Here is a 17,681-nt window from a genome sequence, read left to right as displayed (position 1 = left end):
GAAAGGTGACCGGCCGGTTAGTTACCGCCGAGTCTATGAAACCGTTCCGCGATCCTGCCGCACCGGGCACCGATACGATGTGCCGTTTCATCGAGAAAGGCTGCGGGATCTTGATCATTTTCGGCTGGCGGGTGGTCTTCTTCACCCTCACCCGGGGCGTCTTCCACTGCCCCGACTGCGGCGGCGACCGCGAGTACCGGCGCCGGCAGGGACGCAACTTCTTCACGCTGTTCTTCATCCCGGTCATCCCGCTGACCAAGGCGGGCGGCGAATTCGTCGAATGCGACACGTGCCACGGGCGCTGGAACACCGGCGTCCTGAACGTGCCGACGACCGCGCAGCTCGCCCAGATGCCCGCGATGCTGCTGCGCATGGCCATCGCGCAGGTGCTGCGCTCCGGCGACTACACCGACGCGGCGGCCCGCACCCGCGCGGTCGCCGTCGTCCAGCAGGCCGGCGACACCGGCTACGGCGACGCCGCGCTGACGGCCGACCTCGGCCGCCCCTTCGACGACGTCCGCGTCGAGATGGCCCGCGCCGCCTCGGCCCTCGCCCCCGAGGCGCGGGAGAGCATCCTGCGCGCCGCCGCCGAGATCGCCCTGGTCGACGGCCCGCTGACCGCCTCCGAGGAGGAGACCCTCGCCGCCGTCGGCGCCGATCTGGAGCTGACCCGCGTCCAGGTGACCGGCGTCGTCTCCATGGCCCGCCAGCAGTCCGGACACTGATCCCCGGCGGGAGGGCTTGCGGCTGCGCTACTCTTGATGTATGTCAGCCAGGCTGCTCCTCGAAGGACCACGTTGACGATTTGACGTCAGCGTGGTGGCCCCTCCTGTGCGAGGGGCCGTTTCATGTCGGCGGACGGCCACGACCCAGTGAGCAGGAAAGCGGAGTCTGAAGCGTGAGCAGCGACGAGCACTACGATCCACGGGCGGTTCAGGACAAGTGGCAGGCCCGCTGGGCGGAGCTCGACCCGTTCCAGGCGGACGAGAAGGACACCGCCCGGGAGCGCCGCTACGCCCTGGACATGTTCCCCTACCCCAGCGGTGACCTGCACATGGGGCACGCGGAGGCGTTCGGCATCGGCGACGTCCCCGCCCGCTACTGGTTCCAGCGCGGCTACAACGTTCTGCACCCGATCGGCTGGGACTCCTTCGGCCTGCCCGCCGAGAACGCCGCCATCAAGCGCGACTCGCACCCCGCCGAATGGACCTACGCCAACATCGAGACGCAGGCCGCCTCGTTCCGCCGCTACGCCCCCTCCTTCGACTGGACGCGGCGCCTGCACACCTCCGACCCCGAGTACTACAAGTGGACGCAGTGGCTGTTCCTGCGCTTCTACGACCGGGGCCTGGCCTACCGCAAGGGCGGGCACGTCAACTGGTGCCCGAAGGACCAGACCGTCCTGGCCAACGAGCAGGTCGTCGGCGGGCACTGCGAGCGCTGCGGCGCGCTGGTCGAGAAGCGCGTGCTGACCCAGTGGTACTTCAAGATCACCGAGTACGCGGACCGGCTGCTGGACGACATGGCGCAGCTGGAGGGCAAGTGGCCCGAGCGCGTCCTGCTGATGCAGCGCAACTGGATCGGCCGCTCCACCGGCGCCGACGTCGACTTCGTCATCGAGGGGCGCGACGAGCCCGTCACCGTCTACACCACCCGTCCCGACACGCTGTTCGGCGCCACCTTCATGGTGGTCGCCGCCGACGCCGAGCTGGCCGAGGAGATCTGCCACCCCGACCACCGGGCCGCGTTCGAGGCCTACCGCGAGGAGGTCTCCCGCGAGAGCGAGATCGAGCGGCTGTCCACCGAGCGTGAGAAGACCGGCGTGTTCCTGGGCCGCTACGCGGTCAACCCGGTCAACGGCGAGCGGCTGCCGGTCTGGGCTTCCGACTACGTGCTGGCCGAATACGGTCACGGCGCGATCATGGCCGTTCCGGCGCACGACCAGCGCGACCTGGACTTCGCGCTGAAGTTCGGCCTGCCCGTCCGCGTCGTCGTCGAGACCGGCCTGCCCGACCCGGCCGAGACGGGCGCCGCCACCCCCGGCGACGGCGCCATCGTCAACTCCGGCCCGATCGACGGGCTGACCAAGGCCGACGCCATCGCCCGCATCACCGAGATCCTGGAGGAGCGCGGCACCGGCCGCGCGTCGGTGAACTTCCGGCTGCGCGACTGGCTGGTGTCCCGGCAGCGGTTCTGGGGCTGCCCCATCCCGATCGTCCACTGCCCGTCGTGCGGCGAGGTCCCCGTCCCGGACGACCAGCTGCCGGTCGCGCTGCCCGAGGGCCTGCGCGGCGCCGACCTGGCGCCCAAGGGCACCTCGCCGCTGGCCGCCGCGTCCGACTGGGTGAACGTCGAGTGCCCCAAGTGCGGCGGCGCCGCCACCCGCGACACCGACACCATGGACACCTTCGTCGACTCGTCCTGGTACTACTTCCGGTACTGCTCGCCCGGCTACGAGGGCGGCCCGTTCGACGTCGAGCAGGTCCGCAAGTGGATGCCGGTCGACCAGTACACCGGCGGGGTCGAGCACGCCATCCTGCACCTGCTGTACAGCCGGTTCTTCACCAAGGTCCTGCACGACATGGGCATGGTCGACTTCACCGAGCCGTTCACCCGGCTGCTGAACCAGGGCCAGGTGATCAACCAGGGCAAGGCGATGTCCAAGACGCTGGGCAACGGCGTCGACCTGGGCGAGCAGATCTCCGAGTTCGGCGTGGACGTCGTCCGGCTGGCGATCCTGTTCTCCGGCCCGCCCGAGGACGACATCGACTGGGCGGACGTGTCCCCGCACGGCATGTCGAAGTTCCTGTCGCGCGTCCACCGGATCGCCTCCGAGGTGACGTCCGCGCCGGGCGTCGACGTCACCTCCGGCGACACCGCCCTGCGCCGCGTCACCGCCCGCACCGTCGACGAGGCCACCACCCTGGTCGAGACGCAGCGGTTCAACGTCGCGATCGCGCGGATCATGGAGCTGGTCACCGCGACCCGCAAGGCCATCGACTCCGGCCCCGGCGCCGCCGACCCGGCCGTCCGGGAGGCAGCCGAGACGATCGCGGTCCTGCTGTCGCTGTTCGCGCCCTACACCGCCGACGAGGCGTGGGAGTTGCTGGGCCGCACCGCCCCGGTGATCCATGCGGGCTGGCCGTCCGCCGACCCCGCCCTGCTGGTGGAGGAGTCGGTCACCTGCGTCGTTCAGGTGGCCGGCAAGGTCCGCGACCGCCTGGAGGTGCCGCCCGGCATCGCCGAGGAGGAGCTGGAGCGGCAGGCGCTGGCCTCGGTCAAGGTCCAGGACGCCCTGGGCGGCGCCGACATCGTCAAGATCATCGTCCGCGCACCCAAGATCGTCAACATCGTCCCGAAGCGCTAGAGGGCAAAAAGCAGCGGCCGCCGGAGCTCCGGCGGCCGCTGCTCGTCACATCTTGCGGAGGACCGCCACGACCCGTCCGAGCACGGACGCCTCGTCGCCGGGGATCGGTTCGTAGGCTGGGTTCTGCGGCATCAGCCAGATGTGGCCGTCGTCGCGGCGCTTGAACGTCTTCACCGTGGCCTCGCCGTCGATCATGGCCGCCACGATGTCGCCCTGCTCGGCCACCGGCTGCTGCCGGACGACGACCCAGTCACCGTCCGCGATCGCGGCGTCGATCATCGAGTCCCCGGTGACCTTCAGCAGGAAGTGGGTGCCCTCGCCGACGAGCTGCTTGGGCAGCGTGAACACGTCCTCGACGGCCTCCTCGGCGAGGATCGGCCCACCCGCGGCGATGCGCCCGACCAGCGGCACGTACGCGGGCGTGGGGTGCGCCGGGGCCGGCTCGTAGGGCTCCTCGTCCGTCCGCACCGGCGTCGCCCCCGGCACCCGCACCTCGACGGCGCGCGGCCGGTTGGGGTCGCGGCGCAGGAAGCCCTTGCGCTGGAGCGCCCGGAGCTGGTGCGACACGCTGGAGGTGCTGGTCAGTCCGACGGCCTCGCCGATCTCGCGCATCGAGGGCGGGTACCCCCGGCGCTGCACCGAGTCGCGGATCACCTCCAGCACCATGCGCTGTCGCTGGGTCAGGCCCGTCTCGTCCATCGGCCCGTCGGGCAGCTCCCGGACCTTGCTCATCGCTAGTCGCCTCCCGGGCGCCTCGATCCGTCACTCCTTGTCATGGCACGCTACCGCGTCCAGGCCTAATGATCAAACAATTGTTCGAAGAGGTGCTCGCTTTTTGCGGACGTCGCCTGATAGAACATCGTACAGACGTTCGATCGAAAATGCATTCGACGTCATGGAGGGGAGAGATGTCTGGTTCACCCCACAGTGACCGAACCCCGATCCGCCTGACCCGCCGCGGCCGCGCCGTGGTGATCGGCTTCGCCGCCACGGTGACCCTCGTGCTGCTCTGGCTCACCGTGGGCCCCGGCGCCTTCGCCGGCTCCCGAGAAGACCGCGAAACCAAGCGCCCGGCTCGAACGGTGACCGTGGAACCCGGCGAGACCCTCTGGGACATAGCCTCCGCCGCCGACCCCGACACCGATCCCCGCCTGGTCGTCCAACGCATCATCGACCTCAACGGCCTGGCCGGCGACCCCACCGTCCACCCAGGCCAAGAACTACGCCTCCCCACCAATTGACCCCCGCCGGCCACGGCGAGCGCCGGCGCAGCCACCGCGCACACCAACCTCCTCAAACCAACGCGCCGTCCCCAACGCCCGGCGCGCGCGAGAGGTTCACAGCGGGGGAGTGTCGAGGGTCGCTCCTTGGGAGACGTGCCGCCGGGTCCGGAGTCGCGCACGAGGCGACCATCGCCGAACCGCCCCCCAGCAAGCCGGCGGGTACACGTGCCCTCTCAGGGTGGCTCCCCGAGGCTTGAGGGGTGCTGGCGAGCGTACCGGCGCGTGCGAGGCGTTCACGTCGGCTCTGAAGCCTCACCCGGCCCCCTGTGCGGCGTCCTGGACCCGTGCCTTCACCGACGACGCCCTATGTCGCTGGCGGGTGCGATGGGTGGGGTCGGGGATTGGGGGGGTTTGTGACGGTGGCATGGGGGGTGGGGACGGTGGGTGACGACACGCCCGGCGGGAAAAAGGGGAGGTCGGAGGTGACCTGCGCGGACGTGGCGGATGTGGCTCGGGAGGCTCCGGATCAGGTTGCGAACGCCTGCGGCGAGCCGTACGGTTGACCACAACATCTAGTAGTCACATCGATGTAGTTCCCTATATATGGCACTCACATCGGTGTAACTCGTTTACGTCAGGGGAGGGGTCCAACGTGCACTGCCCGTTCTGCCGTAACCCTGACACCAAAGTGATCGACAGTCGTTCGACCGACGACGGGGGCGCCATTCGGCGTCGCCGGTCGTGCTCGGAATGCGGCAAGCGATTCACGACGCAGGAGAATGTGCTCGTGATGGTGGCCAAGCGCAGTGGGGTCACCGAGCCGTTCTCCCGAGAAAAGATCATCGCCGGGGTGCGCAGGGCCTGCCAGGGCCGCCCGGTCGACGAGGATGCGCTCGCGAAGCTGGGGCAGCGGGTCGAAGAGGAGATCAGGTCCTCCGGCTCCGCGGAAATCCCCTCGCACGAGATCGGCCTCGCCATCCTGGGGCCGCTCGGCGAACTCGATGAGGTCGCCTATCTGCGATTCGCCTCGGTCTACCGGAGCTTCGAATCGCTGGACGACTTCGCCAAGGAGATCGAGACACTGCGGAAGGCCTCCTCGGGGGAGCCCGGCCCGTCCCGGTAGGGGACAGGGCCGGAAACACACAGCAGCACATGTAGAAGGCGCCTCCGGGCGGGCATGGCCCGCGCGGCGGCGGGGTTGTTCCTGAACAGGGCCCGGCGGGAGGGCCCGAGAGGGGGAAGGTCATGACGGAGACGGTGAGCGGCTCGGCGGCACGGCGCGGCAAGGGGGGCCGCAAAGGGCTGAAGGTCGAGCGCATTTTCACCACGCCCGGCGTGCATCCGTACGACGAGCTGCGCTGGGAACGTCGTGACGTCGTCATGACCAACTGGCGGGACGGCTCGGTGAACTTCGAGCAGCGCGGCGTCGAGTTCCCCGACTTCTGGTCGCTGAACGCCGTCAACATCGTCACGTCCAAGTACTTCCGCGGCGCCGTCGGCACGCCGCAGCGGGAATGGAGCCTGAAGCAGCTCGTCGACCGCGTCGCCCGGATGTACGTGGAGACGGGTCTCCGGGAGGGGTATTTCGCCTCCGAGCAGGACGCCGAGGTCTTCGACCACGAGCTGAAGTACGCCCTCGTCCACCAGTTGTTCAGCTTCAACTCCCCCGTGTGGTTCAACGTCGGCACCAAGTCCCCTCAACAGGTGAGCGCCTGCTTGCCCTATGAATCGCTGGTGAGCACGCCCGCCGGCCTGATTCCCATCGGCAAGCTCGTCGAGGACGACATGGTCGGCACCAAGGTCTATGACGCCTCTGGGCTGACGCGAATCGTCGCCACCAAGGCCAATGGCCGCAAGGACGTCCTGCGGATCCACACGAAGGCCGGTTACACGCTGGACGTCACCGCCGACCACCTCGTCTGGAAGGCGACCGGCGACGGCACGGGGAGCTTCGTCCAGGCCGGCGAGCTCAAGACCGGTGACCTGCTCGAATGGCACAGGCGGGACGCCTTCGGCGACGCGGAGATCTCTCCTCGTGAGATGTCGGAGGCCGCGCTCGCGGGCTGGCTGCAGTCCGACGGGTTCGTGGGGCGGTACGAGACCGGGACGAACCGGTCGCTGACCATCGAGGCCATGACGGTGACCGACGCCGAACTGGAGTGGGTCGGCCGTCACCTGAACGCGGTGTTCCCGGGTGTCCACCGCCACGAGCGCACGGTCGAGACGCAGGACGCCGCCCTCGACTGCCGCCGTACCCGGCTCTACGGCAAGCCCCTAGAGGAGTACGTCGACGAATGGGGGCTTCTCGCACGGGGTGTCGACATGGTCGTCCCGGAGCGGCTCTTCACGGCATCGCTCCCCACCGTCGCCTGCTATCTGCGCAGCATCTTCCAGGCCGAAGGATTCGTGTCCGAGCGCGAGTCGTCCACGGTCGTCGAGGTCGACATGATCTCCGAGAAGCTCATCCGAGGGATGCAGCGACTCCTGCTGCGCTTCGGCATCTTCTCCCGGGTGGGCGTCAAGAAGCCGAACCGCCCGGAACAGAAGCCGTGCTGGACGCTGCGCATCCAGAACGCCGGGGACCGCCGGATCTTCGCGGACGAGATCGGCTTCATCGACCCCGTCAAGGCACTCAAGCTGCACAAGGGCTTCGAGAAGCCGGGACGTCCCGCCAAGGCGACCAAGCGGCTGCAGATCGCGCAGATCGAGCAACTCGGCACCATGGAGGTCTACGACATCCAGACCGAGAGCGGTGAGTTCCTCAGCGACAACATCCGGGTGCACAACTGCTTCATCCTGTCGGTGGACGACACGATGGAGTCGATTCTCGACTGGTACAAGGAAGAGGGCGTCATCTTCAAGGGCGGTTCCGGCGCGGGCCTGAACCTGTCCCGCATTCGCTCCAGCCGGGAACTGCTCTCCTCCGGCGGGACGGCCAGCGGCCCGGTGTCGTTCATGCGCGGCGCCGACGCGTCCGCGGGGACGATCAAGTCGGGCGGCGCGACCCGCCGGGCCGCCAAGATGGTCGTCCTGGACGTCGACCACCCCGACATCGGGGAGTTCATCGAGACCAAGGCGCGCGAGGAGGACAAGATCCGCGCGCTGCGGGACGCCGGGTTCGACATGGACCTCGGCGGCAAGGACATCGGCAGCGTCCAGTACCAGAACGCCAACAACTCCGTCCGGGTGTCGGACGAGTTCATGCACGCCGTCGAGTCGGACGGCGAGTTCGGGCTGCGCGCCCGGATGACCGGCGAGGTCGTCGACACCGTGAAGGCCAAGGACCTGTTCCGGCTGATGGCCAAGGCGGCGTGGGAGTGCGCCGACCCGGGCATCCAGTACGACGACACGATCAACGACTGGCACACCAACCCCGAGACCGGGCGCATCACCGCGTCCAACCCGTGCTCGGAGTACATGAGCCTGGACAACTCGTCCTGCAACCTCGCCAGCATCAACCTGCTGAAGTTCCTCACCGACGCGGGGACGTTCGACGTCGCGAAGTTCGTGAAGCTCACCGAGCTGATCATCACGGCGATGGACATCTCCATCACCTTCGCCGACTTCCCCACGGAGAAGATCGCGCAGACGACCCGCGACTACCGCCAGCTCGGCATCGGCTACGCCAACCTCGGGGCGCTGCTCATGGCGACCGGGCACGCCTACGACTCCGAGGGCGGACGGTCCCTCGCGGCGGCGGTCACGTCGCTGATGACGGGCGTCGCCTACCGGCGGTCGGCGGAGATCGCCGGCGTGGTCGGGCCGTACGCGGGGTACGCGCGCAACGCCGAGGCGCACAAGCGCGTCATGCGCAAGCACGCCGCCGCCAACGACGGCATCCGGACGCTGGACGCGATGGACAAGGCGATCCACGCCGCCGCCGCCAAGCAGTGGGCCGACTGCCTGAAGGCCGGCGAGAAGCACGGCTACCGCAACGCCCAGGCCAGCCTGCTCGCCCCGACCGGGACGATCGGGCTGATGATGGACTGCGACACGACCGGCATCGAGCCGGACCTCGCCCTGATGAAGTTCAAGAAGCTCGTCGGCGGCGGATCCATGCAGATCGTCAACCAGACGGTGCCGCGGGCGCTGGAGAAGCTCGGCTACCCGCAGGAGCAGATCGAGGCGATCGTCGAGTACATCGCCGAGCACGGCCACGTCGTGGACGCCCCCGGCCTGCGCCCCGACCACTACGAGGTGTTCGACTGCGCGATGGGGGAGCGGGCGATCAGCCCGATGGGGCACGTCCGGATGATGGCGGCCGTCCAGCCGTTCCTGTCCGGCGCGATCTCCAAGACCGTCAACATGCCGGAGCAGGCCACGATCGAGGACATCGAGAAGGTGTACTTCGAGGGCTGGCGGCTCGGGCTCAAGGCGCTGGCGATCTACCGTGACAACTGCAAGGTCGGCCAGCCGCTGTCCGCCGCGGGCAAGAAGGCCGAGCCCGCCGCGGAGGCGCCGGCCGAGGTCGTCGCCCGTCCCGTCCGCAAGCGGCTGCCGAAGCAGCGTCCCGCGACGGTCACGCGCTTCTCCGTCGCGGGCGCCGAGGGGTACATGACCGCGTCGTCCTACCCGGACGACGGCGTCGGCGAGGTGTTCCTCAAGCTCGGCAAGCAGGGCTCCACGCTCGCCGGCGTGATGGACGCCTTCTCCATGGCGATCTCCATCAGCCTGCAGTACGGCGTCCCGCTGGAGACGTGGGTGGAGAAGTTCACCAACATGCGGTTCGAGCCGGCGGGCATGACCGACGACCCCGACATCCGCATGGCGACCTCGGTGATGGACTACATCTTCCGCCGGCTGGCGCTGGACCACCTGCCGTACGAGGAGCGCGCGGGCCTCGGCATCTTCACCGCCGAGGAGCGCGCGATGCAGGCCAACGGCGAGGACCCGGCCGCCCTGCACGCCGAGGACGAGGTCGACCACGAGTCGCTGGCGCAGTCCGCCGAGATCACCCGTCCGGCAGCGCCCGCCCCGGCCCCGGCCGCCGAGGCGCACTCCTCGATGGAGGTCATCGAGAGCCGCCAGGGCCGCACCGCCGACGCGCCGCTCTGCCTCACCTGCGGAACGAAGATGCGCCCCGCGGGCAGCTGCTACGTCTGCGAGGGCTGCGGCTCCACCAGCGGCTGCAGCTGACGATCCGGTGAACGGCCGGGGCTCCGGGAGACCGGGGTCCCGGCCGTTTCGCGTGGTGGGTCAGGTGGTGGGGTTCTTGTCGTCGCCGCGTTTGATCGGCTGGGTGGTGGCGGCGCGGCGGCGCTGGGACTTGCGGCGGCCCGCCACCAGCACGTCGTCCTCGGTGTCGGCGGGGTCCTTCGCCGCGGTGTCGGTGCCCTCCGGCAGCGCGGGGGGCTCCGGCTGGTTCTTCGGGCGGCGCGGTGACCGCGGCCGCTTCGCGGGCTGCATCTCGGCCTGGCGCAAGGACTCGACAAAGCTGGCCGCGTCGTTGTCGTCGTCATCGTCGGCGGGGTGCCGCCCGCGCCGTCCGATGACCCACTGGTCGAGGGTCAGCCGGCCGCCGCCGCCCGCCGCGAACACCAGGCTGGCCATGCCCAGGGCCAGGACGAGCTCGTAGCCGTTCTGGACGGTCGTGCCGTCCACCATGAACAGGCCCTGGTCCGCGTGGACGAACACGAACGCGCCGGCCATGTCGATGAACAGCAGGGCGCCGGTGACGGGCAGGCCGAGCCCGGCGATCAGCGCGGCCCCGCCGAGGAGTTCGACGAACGCCGAGTAGACGGCCGCCGCGGTCGGGAGCGGGACGCCGAGCGTGTCGAACGTGCGGCTCGTCGCGGTGACGCCCGCCTCGATCTTCTGCCAGCCGTGCGCCATGAAGACGACGCCCACGCCGAGCCGTGCGAGCACTGCCACGACGTCGTACAGCGGCCGAGAGCGCATGCCGTCGTCTCCTTTGCGCGTGGAAATGGCCCTGTTTCGACGGAGAGTATGACGGCCTTCGCGCGAAAACCGCGAACACCGCAGGTGAGAGCGGTCGCGAGAGGCCCGGTCAGCGGTCGCCGGAGACCTGGGCGAGGGATGCGGCGACGGTCTCGCAGACGTGCTCGACGGTCTCGATGCCGTCCCGCATCGTGGTGCCGCGTTCGGAGATGATGGCGAGCAGGAGGGTACGGTCGCCGTCTCGCACGATGCCGATGCTGTTGACCGTCCAGCGGCCGCCGTGCCTGTCGCGGGGGAGCCAGCCGTTCTTCAGCTCGGCGTCGGACCCGGCGACGCTCACACCCCAGGCCTGCTCCGGCGCCACGTCCCCCATCAGGCGGCGGACATACCGGCGGTTCGCGGTATGGAGCGGGCTTTCGTCCGATGTCAGCGCGGTCAGCAGCCTGACCTGATCGGCGGCGCTCGTCGTGGTGGAGCCCCAGGAAGTGCCCGGCCCGGGTTCGGTGTCGCGCAGGCCCAGCTTCCGGTTGGCGGACGCCAGGCCGTCCGCGCCGCCGATCGCTTGCCACAGTGCCGTGGCGGCGGCGTTGTCGCTGACCGTGATCGCACGTTCGGCCAGTGCCTTCTCGGTGGGGGTGAGGGTGCGTTTCTCGCGCTGGGCCTTGAGGAGGAGCGCGATGACGATGTCGACCTTGACGATGCTCGCCGTCGCCGTCCGCAGGCTCCCGCCGTAGGTGTAGGAGAGGCCGGTGGTCAGGTCGCGCGCCGACACCGACAGGCGTCCGGGACGGTCATCGAGGTACGCGTCGAGCGCCCGGGTCAGCGCGTCGCGCTGGAACGTCGGCGTCGTGGGCTTCGGCGTGGGCGTCATCGTCATGACCGTCGGGAGGGGGACGGGCGCGGGCCGGTAGGCGATCGCCTGCGACCCCGCGGCGAGTATGCCGGTCGCCGCGAGCGCCACGGCGGCGAGAAACCCCGCGCGCCTCACGGACGCGCTCCTGCCTCGGTCTGCATGATCGTGAGCTTCGCGAGCGGCGTGTTACCCCACCGTTACCCCCCTCTCACCTTGGCGGGAGGGCTCGGCCGGACGGGGGAGGCGGATGACCCGCGCGGGGGAGGCCGCCGCATGACGGTCAACGCCAGGCTTCGGCTCATGAGTGAGATGCCCGTTGTGCCGGGGGCCGTCGGGCCGAGGTGGAGCGCGGTACGGCGCCTCGCGGGGTACGGCGCCGCCGCGTCGCTGTCGCTGTACCTGGCCGTGAAGATCGTCTGGGTCGTGGTCGCCCTCCTCGGGCACGCCGCCGCCGATTTCGGCGACACGGACTGGATCGTCCTCAACACGGTGACGGTCGGCATGTCCGCGACCGGGGTCGCGCTGGGGCTGGTCCTGGCGCACGGCCGGCGATGGCGGACCTCGGACGCGCCCCTGGTCGTCCTCGCGTGGACGGGCAGTGGGTTCCTGATCCCTCTTCTGCCCTACGGACTGCTCAGCGCCCTCCTGGGTGCGGCGGGTGTGAAGACCGGCGGCGACGATGGAGACTCGGGCGGCGACGCGGCGCCGTCCTGGGAACTGCTGCTGATCGGCATCGGATTCACCGGCATGGCGGTGGGGCTGGCCGTCGCCCTCCCCATCTACATGCGCGAACGCTGGCCGGCCGCCTTCCTCGGACGTCTCGCCGACCGCGAGCCGGCGACCGTCCGCCGCGTGCGCACGCTGACCGCCGTCACCGCCATACCGGCCGTTCTCTGGACGTACTGGTCGCTGGGCGGTACGCGCGGCCTGGACCCGGCACACCACGACCTCGTCGACCTCAACACCCGGCTCCTGATGGCGAACTCAGCGCTCTGGGCACTCTTCGGGATCTGGAGCGTCTGGGCCATCGCCTCCGCCCGTCCGAACATGCCGGTCTGGGTGCCGATGGCCCTGGGATTCGTCGCCTCGGGCTCCTTGTTCGCGTGGAGCTCTTGGAAGCTCGCGGTGGCGGTTCTCCGTCCAGGCGACTACGCGGCCGCCGAGTACCCGGCCGTCACGCTCGTCCAGCACGGCCTCGCCATCGCCGGCGGCGTCCTGATGATGACCGTCCTGACGAATTACGTGCGCAGATGAGTTCAGCGGGTGCGACCGCGCGGCTTGAGGGGTGTGGCGGGCATGGCCGGAGCCGGGATCGGGGCGCCGTCGTAGCCGCGCACGGTGCCGAACCGGTCGCCCGTCATCCAGTCCTCGCGGGCCCGGGCGATCTCCTCTCCCGTCCGGGCGACGAAGTTCCACCACATGACGAGCTTCTCCTCGAACGGCTCACCGCCGAGCAGCAGGAGACCGCTCTCGCCGTCGGCCCTCAGCGGCAGTTCCCGGCGTCCGGATCCCAGGTACAGCATCGACCCCGGCTCCACGCGCATCCCGTCGACCTCCGTGACGCCGGACATGGTGAGCGCCGCGTATTCGAAGTCCGGATCGACGGGCAGCCGCATGTCGGCTCCGTCGTCCAGGACGATGTCCGCCCCCACGATGGGCGTGAACACCGTGCCGGGCGATGCCGCCCCGTCCAGATCACCCAGGATGACGGTGGCGCGGAAGCCAGGACCGTCCACGACGGGCAGGTCGGCGTGGTGCTCGAACGCGGGCTCGGAATAGCGGTCCGAATCCGGCAGCGCCACCCACAGCTGAGCCCCGTGCAGGATCGGGCCGTGCCCGCGCGGCGACTCCTCCGAATGCGCGATGGCCCGTCCCGACGTCATCAGCCCGAGCTCTTTCGGCCGGACGGTCTGCAGGCTGCCCAGGCTGTCGCGGTGCAGCACCTCGCCGCCGTGCAGCCAGCTCACCGTCTGCAGGCCGATGTGCGGATGGGGCGGCACCTGCATCCCTGGCTCGTCGGCGATGTCGTCCGGCCCGTAGTGGTCGACGAAGCACCACGCGCCCACCATGCGCCGACCCAGGCTGGGCAGCAGCCTCCGGACGACCGTGCTCTCACCAAGCGGCACCCGGCGGGGCGGCAACAGCTCATGGACCGGCCGCCCCGGCACCCGGTCGCGGCCTCCGCATTCGACCGGCTTGGGCCGGACATCAAGATTGCTCACCGAACCGCCCTCCCGAGACGCCACCCCTCAACGATGCCCTATCCGGCCTTCCGGTGAACCGCCAGGCTCCGTACCCGGTGGCATGCGCGTTCGTGTACACCGGGCCCCTCTTCGACGCGGCGAGCTGACGAGCGTGGTGCAGCTCAGCCTCGAACACCCCCGGCATGCCGGCGATGAACCGCAGGGTGGCGGGCCGCCCGGCCACGAGTTCCGAGCAGCTGGATCGGACAGGGCGGCTGCCAGCCGGTCAGGTGGGCGGAGTGGGGAAGGGGCGGGCCCAGGGCTCGTTGTCGAGTTCCAGAGTGTTGATCAGTTGACCGATGGCGCGGTACCAGCCGGCGAGGACAAGGAGCTCCAGCAGTTGGGGCTCGTCATAGTGGACGGTGAGGGCGTCCCAGGTGGGCCGGGAGATCTGGGCGGAGTCGTGCAGTTCATCGACCGCGCTGAGCAGGAGCCACTCTCTGGGAGACCAGGGGGCGGAGGCGCCGGACACGGTCGCCTCGATCTGTTCGGGGCCGAGTCCGGTGGCCATACCGAACGTCGCGGCGTGGACGCCCCACTCGTACTCGCAGCCGGCGCGGGCGCAGGTGCGGTGGATGACGATCTCGCGGTCGCGGGCGGGAAGGCTGCCGTGGGCGAGGAGTCCGGCGCCCAGGACGCGCATTCGGGACGCCAGCTCCGGGGCGCGGTGCAAGGTGCGGAACAGAACGAGCGGGTCGTGCGTGACGTTCGGCGGCATCCACTTGGCCAGGGCGGCGGCGATCTCCGGTGAGTACGGGGGGTCGAGCGGGGCGATGCGCGGCATGGTGCTCCTCCGGGTGCTTCGATTTTAGAAGCAGTGTGCTGCTTCGAAAACCGAAGCGCAAGAGGGGTGGCAGGTCAAGGGGTGTCGGCGTCGAACGACTCGGCCCACCGGTCGGACCATCGCGACAGGGGACGGAGTGCCTCGTGGACGTCCCGGCCCAGGTCGGTGAGGGCGTACAGGTTCTCCGGGGTCTTGTGGACGAGGCCCGCGTCGGTCAGTTCGAGGAGCCGCTGCCGCAGGACGCTGGACGACATGTCGTCGCACCGCTGCTGCAGAGTGCGGAAGCCGAGAGGGGCGTCCCGCAGTTCCCAGATCATGCGCAGCGTCCACCGCCGGCCGAACAGATCGAGAGCGGCCATGAGCGGACGCCCACCGCCCGAACCGCGGACAGGCCTTCCCGGTCTTGGCATACCCCCTCCGATAAGTCGGTAGCCGAAACACTAGCCGCCCCCACGTAACAGCGACCGACCGCCCACCAACACCCGACACCGTCGCACCAACCCCCGACACCGCGCCGCCGACGCGCGGTGCGATGCCGCGGATGTGCGGTGAAGCGGGCGTGCGGTGCGGTGGTGCGGAGGTGCGGTGCGGTGGTGCGGGCGTGCGGTGCTGTGCTGTGGTGTGGGCGTGCGGTGGGGTGGTGTGGAAGAGAGTGTGGGGCGGCGGGGTTCACTTGTACGTGATGCACGGTGAGTACAAGGTTCCTGGCGGCAAGCTTGTCGTCGCTGATGTCGATGTCGTGGACGGGCTGCTGCGATCCCCCAGGATCAGCGGCGACTTCTTTCTGGAGCCGGACGAGGCTCTGGAGACGATCAACGGTGCCCTGGAGGGGCTTCCGGCGGGGCTCGACGCGCGGGCGATCGGCGTGCGCGTGCAGGCGGCCCTGCCGCGCGAGACGGTGATGCTCGGCATCACCGCCGAGGCCGTGGGGATCGCCGTGCGGAGGGCCGTCGCGCGGGCGTCCGACTGGCGCGACCACGACTGGCGGCTGATCCACGAGCCGCCGCAGGAACCGGCCCTGCACATGGCGCTCGACCAGGTGCTCGCGGAGGAGGTCGGCGCGGGCCGGCGACCGCCGACGCTGCGCGTCTGGGAGTGGGCGTCGCCGGCGGTGGTGATCGGCAGCTTCCAATCGCTGCGCAACGAGGTCGACGCCGGGGCGGCGAAGCTGCACGGGGTGGAGGTCGTCCGCCGGATCAGCGGCGGCGGGGCCATGTTCATCGAACCGGGCAACACCATCACCTACTCGCTGTACGCGCCGGAGACGCTGGTGGCGGGCATGTCGTTCGCCGAGAGCTACGCGTTCCTCGACGACTGGGTGCTGGGCGCGCTCGGCGGGCTCGGGATCAGGGCCTGGTACCAGCCGCTGAACGACATCACCTCCGACCAGGGCAAGATCGCGGGTGCGGCACAGAAGCGGCTCGCCGCGGGCGCGGTGCTGCACCACGTGACCATGGCGTACGACATCGACGCCGACAAGATGCTCCAGGTACTGCGGATCGGGCGGGAGAAAGTCTCCGACAAGGGGATCGCCAGCGCGGTCAAGCGCGTGGACCCGCTCCGCCGGCAGACCGGCCTTCCCCGGGAAGAGATCATCGACCGCATGATCGGCCATTTCCGCTCGCGGTACGGCCTGACCCGGGACCGGGTGAGCGACGACGAGCTGCGCCTGGCCCAGAAGTACGTCACCGACAAGTTCAGCACGTCCGGCTGGACCGCCAGGGTTCCCTGACCGGCTCACGGTCCGCATGTCGCGTCCCTCTCCGCGCCCGGGCGGTCGTCGTGCAGGTCGCCGACCCGGTCGACCCGGGTCGACCCGGCCGACCCGCCCGAGCCGGCCGGGTGGCCGTGGGAGGCGTTGGCGATCACGGTCTGCGACCAAGCTTTGGCCGCCTGGCCGGTGGTGGTGGGGTGGTCGCGGCTTCGGCGGGCGGGTTCTGCGGTTATCAGGCGCCAGGCGATCCCGGCGGCGATGACGTAGGACGTGCCGATCAGGGCGAACGCGATGGTCGCGCCGGTCGTCCAGCCGGAGGACGCGCCCAGGACGGCGCCGATGGCCGCGATGCCGATCAGGGTGCCGACCTGGCGGCCGGTGTTGAGGACGGAACCGGCGACGTTGCCGTTCTCCGGGCCCGCGGCGTCGACCATGACGGCGGTCATGGCGGGTGAGACGATGCCGCCCGCGATGCCGGTCACCGCGAGGGCGGCACCCGTCGCCCAGTACGGGCTCGCGGGAGTGATGCCGGTCAGCGCGAAGGAGGCCGCCGCGGCGAGCAGGAGCGCGCCGGTGAGGAGGGGGCCGTTCGGGATGCGTTCGGAGAGGCGCGCGAACGCCAGGTTGCTGAGCGGGATGAAGACCGTCAGCGGCAGGATCTGGAGCCCCGCCCTGAGCGGGCCGGCGCCGGCGGCGTGCTGGAAGTACAGCCCCGCCAGGAAGAGCGTTCCGTAGAACGCCGCGTTGAACAGGAGCCCCACGGCGTTCGCGCCGGTGAAGGGCCGGTCGCGGAACATGGTCCACGGCATGACGGTGATGCGGGCGCGGCGTTCTCGCAGCGGGAGGAGCAGGACGGTCACCAGCGCCACGCCGGCCGCGGCGAGGACCGGAGGTGAGACCCATCCCTGATGCGGTCCCTCGATCAGCGTGAAGCTGAGCGCGGCGAGCCCGGCGACCAGCAGGGCGTGGCCGGGGACGCCCAGAGACGCGGGGCGGCCCGGGGCGGCGGTGATGAAACGGCGGGTCAGCACCATGCCCGCGATGCCGAACGGCAGGTTGATCAGGAAGATGCTCCGCCAGCCGAAGGCGCCGACGAGGACGCCGCCGACCGTCGGGCCGAGCGCGAAGGACGCGGACACGATCGCCGACCAGAGCCCGAGCACGCGGGTGCGGCCGCGGGGGTCGGGAAACTCTCTGAGGAGCAGCGCGAGGGAGCTCGGCATGAACAGCGCGGCGCCCACGCCCTGGACGATCCTGGCGGCGATGAGCACCCCGATCGCCGGTGCGAGCGCGGCGGCCAGCGACGCGGCGAAGAACACCGCCATGCCCCACAGGTAGACCCTCCGCGCTCCCAGCCGGCCGGCGAGGCCGCCGGCGAGCATCAGCAGGGCCGCGAACGCCAGGACGTAGCCGTCGACGGCCCAGGTGAGCCGGGCCAGCGGCGCGTCCAGCCGCTGCTGGATCGTCGCCCCGGCGATCTGCATCACCGTGGCGTCCACGCTCGCCATCACGAATCCCGCGGCGAGGGCGGAGATCCTCATGGCGGGGGAGCGGTCCGATGCCATGATCAATCCTCTCGCTAAGCGGACCGGTGGCGTC

Annotated in this window: 14 protein-coding genes; 7 read left to right on the top strand and 7 right to left on the bottom strand. The window is 70.2% G+C overall.

Annotated features, from left to right (window positions below; genetic code table 11):
• Positions 1 to 110: 110 nt before the first annotated feature.
• Together BM339_RS41135 and leuS are read left to right on the top strand one after the other, a co-directional pair.
• The gene (locus BM339_RS41135) at positions 111 to 725 is read left to right on the top strand and encodes a TerB family tellurite resistance protein (protein ID WP_143118804.1); all 615 of its coding nucleotides are present in this window, start codon (positions 111 to 113) and stop codon (positions 723 to 725) included.
• Between the two features lie 173 nt (positions 726 to 898).
• Positions 899 to 3,367, top strand: a complete 2,469-nt coding sequence (leuS, locus tag BM339_RS41130) for a leucine--tRNA ligase (protein WP_021594190.1) — start codon at positions 899 to 901, stop codon at positions 3,365 to 3,367.
• A gap of 45 nt (positions 3,368 to 3,412) precedes the next feature.
• On the opposite strand, the gene lexA is transcribed toward leuS, so the two are convergent.
• Positions 3,413 to 4,099, bottom strand: a complete 687-nt coding sequence (lexA, locus tag BM339_RS41125) for a transcriptional repressor LexA (protein WP_021594191.1) — start codon at positions 4,097 to 4,099, stop codon at positions 3,413 to 3,415.
• A gap of 176 nt (positions 4,100 to 4,275) precedes the next feature.
• Between lexA and BM339_RS41120 the strand changes: the two genes are divergently transcribed.
• The 3 genes from BM339_RS41120 to BM339_RS41110 all read left to right on the top strand — a co-directional run bounded on the left by BM339_RS41120 (position 4,276) and on the right by BM339_RS41110 (position 9,726).
• Positions 4,276 to 4,608, top strand: a complete 333-nt coding sequence (locus BM339_RS41120; RefSeq protein ID WP_075024363.1) for a LysM peptidoglycan-binding domain-containing protein — start codon at positions 4,276 to 4,278, stop codon at positions 4,606 to 4,608.
• A gap of 634 nt (positions 4,609 to 5,242) precedes the next feature.
• On the top strand, positions 5,243 to 5,713 hold the full coding sequence (nrdR, locus tag BM339_RS41115; RefSeq protein ID WP_075024362.1) for a transcriptional regulator NrdR: 471 nt from the start codon (positions 5,243 to 5,245) through the stop codon (positions 5,711 to 5,713).
• A 122-nt stretch (positions 5,714 to 5,835) separates the two neighbouring features.
• Positions 5,836 to 9,726, top strand: a complete 3,891-nt coding sequence (locus tag BM339_RS41110; RefSeq protein ID WP_075024361.1) for a vitamin B12-dependent ribonucleotide reductase — start codon at positions 5,836 to 5,838, stop codon at positions 9,724 to 9,726.
• A gap of 60 nt (positions 9,727 to 9,786) precedes the next feature.
• Here BM339_RS41110 and BM339_RS41105 read toward each other — a convergent pair whose 3' ends face one another.
• Positions 9,787 to 10,488: a DoxX family protein gene (locus BM339_RS41105; protein ID WP_021594195.1), complete on the bottom strand. Its 702-nt coding sequence runs from the start codon at positions 10,486 to 10,488 to the stop codon at positions 9,787 to 9,789.
• A gap of 109 nt (positions 10,489 to 10,597) precedes the next feature.
• Positions 10,598 to 11,476: a serine hydrolase gene (locus BM339_RS41100; protein ID WP_075024360.1), complete on the bottom strand. Its 879-nt coding sequence runs from the start codon at positions 11,474 to 11,476 to the stop codon at positions 10,598 to 10,600.
• A gap of 165 nt (positions 11,477 to 11,641) precedes the next feature.
• On the opposite strand from BM339_RS41100, the gene BM339_RS41095 reads away from it, so the two are divergent.
• Complete coding sequence (locus tag BM339_RS41095; protein WP_143118803.1) at positions 11,642 to 12,595, top strand: hypothetical protein; 954 nt, start codon at positions 11,642 to 11,644, stop codon at positions 12,593 to 12,595.
• A 2-nt stretch (positions 12,596 to 12,597) separates the two neighbouring features.
• Here BM339_RS41095 and BM339_RS41090 read toward each other — a convergent pair whose 3' ends face one another.
• The 3 genes from BM339_RS41090 to BM339_RS41080 form a co-directional block, all read right to left on the bottom strand.
• Positions 12,598 to 13,563 (bottom strand): pirin family protein, encoded by a 966-nt coding sequence (locus tag BM339_RS41090; protein ID WP_075024359.1) that lies wholly within the window; start codon positions 13,561 to 13,563, stop codon positions 12,598 to 12,600.
• 247 nt (positions 13,564 to 13,810) lie between these two features.
• Positions 13,811 to 14,368, bottom strand: coding sequence for a carboxymuconolactone decarboxylase family protein (locus BM339_RS41085; protein WP_075024358.1), 558 nt, complete (start codon positions 14,366 to 14,368; stop codon positions 13,811 to 13,813).
• A gap of 74 nt (positions 14,369 to 14,442) precedes the next feature.
• The gene (locus BM339_RS41080) at positions 14,443 to 14,727 is read right to left on the bottom strand and encodes a winged helix-turn-helix transcriptional regulator (RefSeq protein ID WP_021594200.1); all 285 of its coding nucleotides are present in this window, start codon (positions 14,725 to 14,727) and stop codon (positions 14,443 to 14,445) included.
• Positions 14,728 to 15,050: 323 nt separating this feature from the next.
• Here BM339_RS41080 and BM339_RS41075 point away from each other — a divergent pair, with 323 nt between their 5' ends.
• Complete coding sequence (locus tag BM339_RS41075) at positions 15,051 to 16,100, top strand: lipoate-protein ligase LplAB (RefSeq protein ID WP_024936798.1); 1,050 nt, start codon at positions 15,051 to 15,053, stop codon at positions 16,098 to 16,100.
• A gap of 5 nt (positions 16,101 to 16,105) precedes the next feature.
• Here the strand turns inward: BM339_RS41075 and BM339_RS41070 are convergent, their stop codons facing one another.
• The gene (locus tag BM339_RS41070) at positions 16,106 to 17,647 is read right to left on the bottom strand and encodes an MFS transporter (protein WP_143118802.1); all 1,542 of its coding nucleotides are present in this window, start codon (positions 17,645 to 17,647) and stop codon (positions 16,106 to 16,108) included.
• Positions 17,648 to 17,681: the final 34 nt, after the last annotated feature.

This window comes from Actinomadura madurae (assembly GCF_900115095.1).
Taxonomy (GTDB): domain Bacteria; phylum Actinomycetota; class Actinomycetes; order Streptosporangiales; family Streptosporangiaceae; genus Spirillospora; species Spirillospora madurae.
Note: the sequence above shows the minus strand (reverse complement) of the source record. Positions and strands in the feature narration are given on the sequence as shown.

Excerpts from the sequence above, each read along its gene's own strand:
- lexA (WP_021594191.1), bottom strand. The coding sequence starts at position 4,099 with ATGAGCAAGGTCCGGGAGCTGCCCGACGGGCCGATGGACGAGACGGGC.
- BM339_RS41095 (WP_143118803.1), top strand. The coding sequence starts at position 11,642 with ATGAGTGAGATGCCCGTTGTGCCGGGGGCCGTCGGGCCGAGGTGGAGC.
- BM339_RS41105 (WP_021594195.1), bottom strand. The coding sequence starts at position 10,488 with ATGCGCTCTCGGCCGCTGTACGACGTCGTGGCAGTGCTCGCACGGCTC.
- BM339_RS41120 (WP_075024363.1), top strand. The coding sequence starts at position 4,276 with ATGTCTGGTTCACCCCACAGTGACCGAACCCCGATCCGCCTGACCCGC.
- BM339_RS41075 (WP_024936798.1), top strand. The coding sequence starts at position 15,051 with ATGCACGGTGAGTACAAGGTTCCTGGCGGCAAGCTTGTCGTCGCTGAT.
- BM339_RS41085 (WP_075024358.1), bottom strand. The coding sequence starts at position 14,368 with ATGCCGCGCATCGCCCCGCTCGACCCCCCGTACTCACCGGAGATCGCC.
- BM339_RS41080 (WP_021594200.1), bottom strand. The coding sequence starts at position 14,727 with ATGGCCGCTCTCGATCTGTTCGGCCGGCGGTGGACGCTGCGCATGATC.
- BM339_RS41110 (WP_075024361.1), top strand. The coding sequence starts at position 5,836 with ATGACGGAGACGGTGAGCGGCTCGGCGGCACGGCGCGGCAAGGGGGGC.
- BM339_RS41070 (WP_143118802.1), bottom strand. The coding sequence starts at position 17,647 with ATGGCATCGGACCGCTCCCCCGCCATGAGGATCTCCGCCCTCGCCGCG.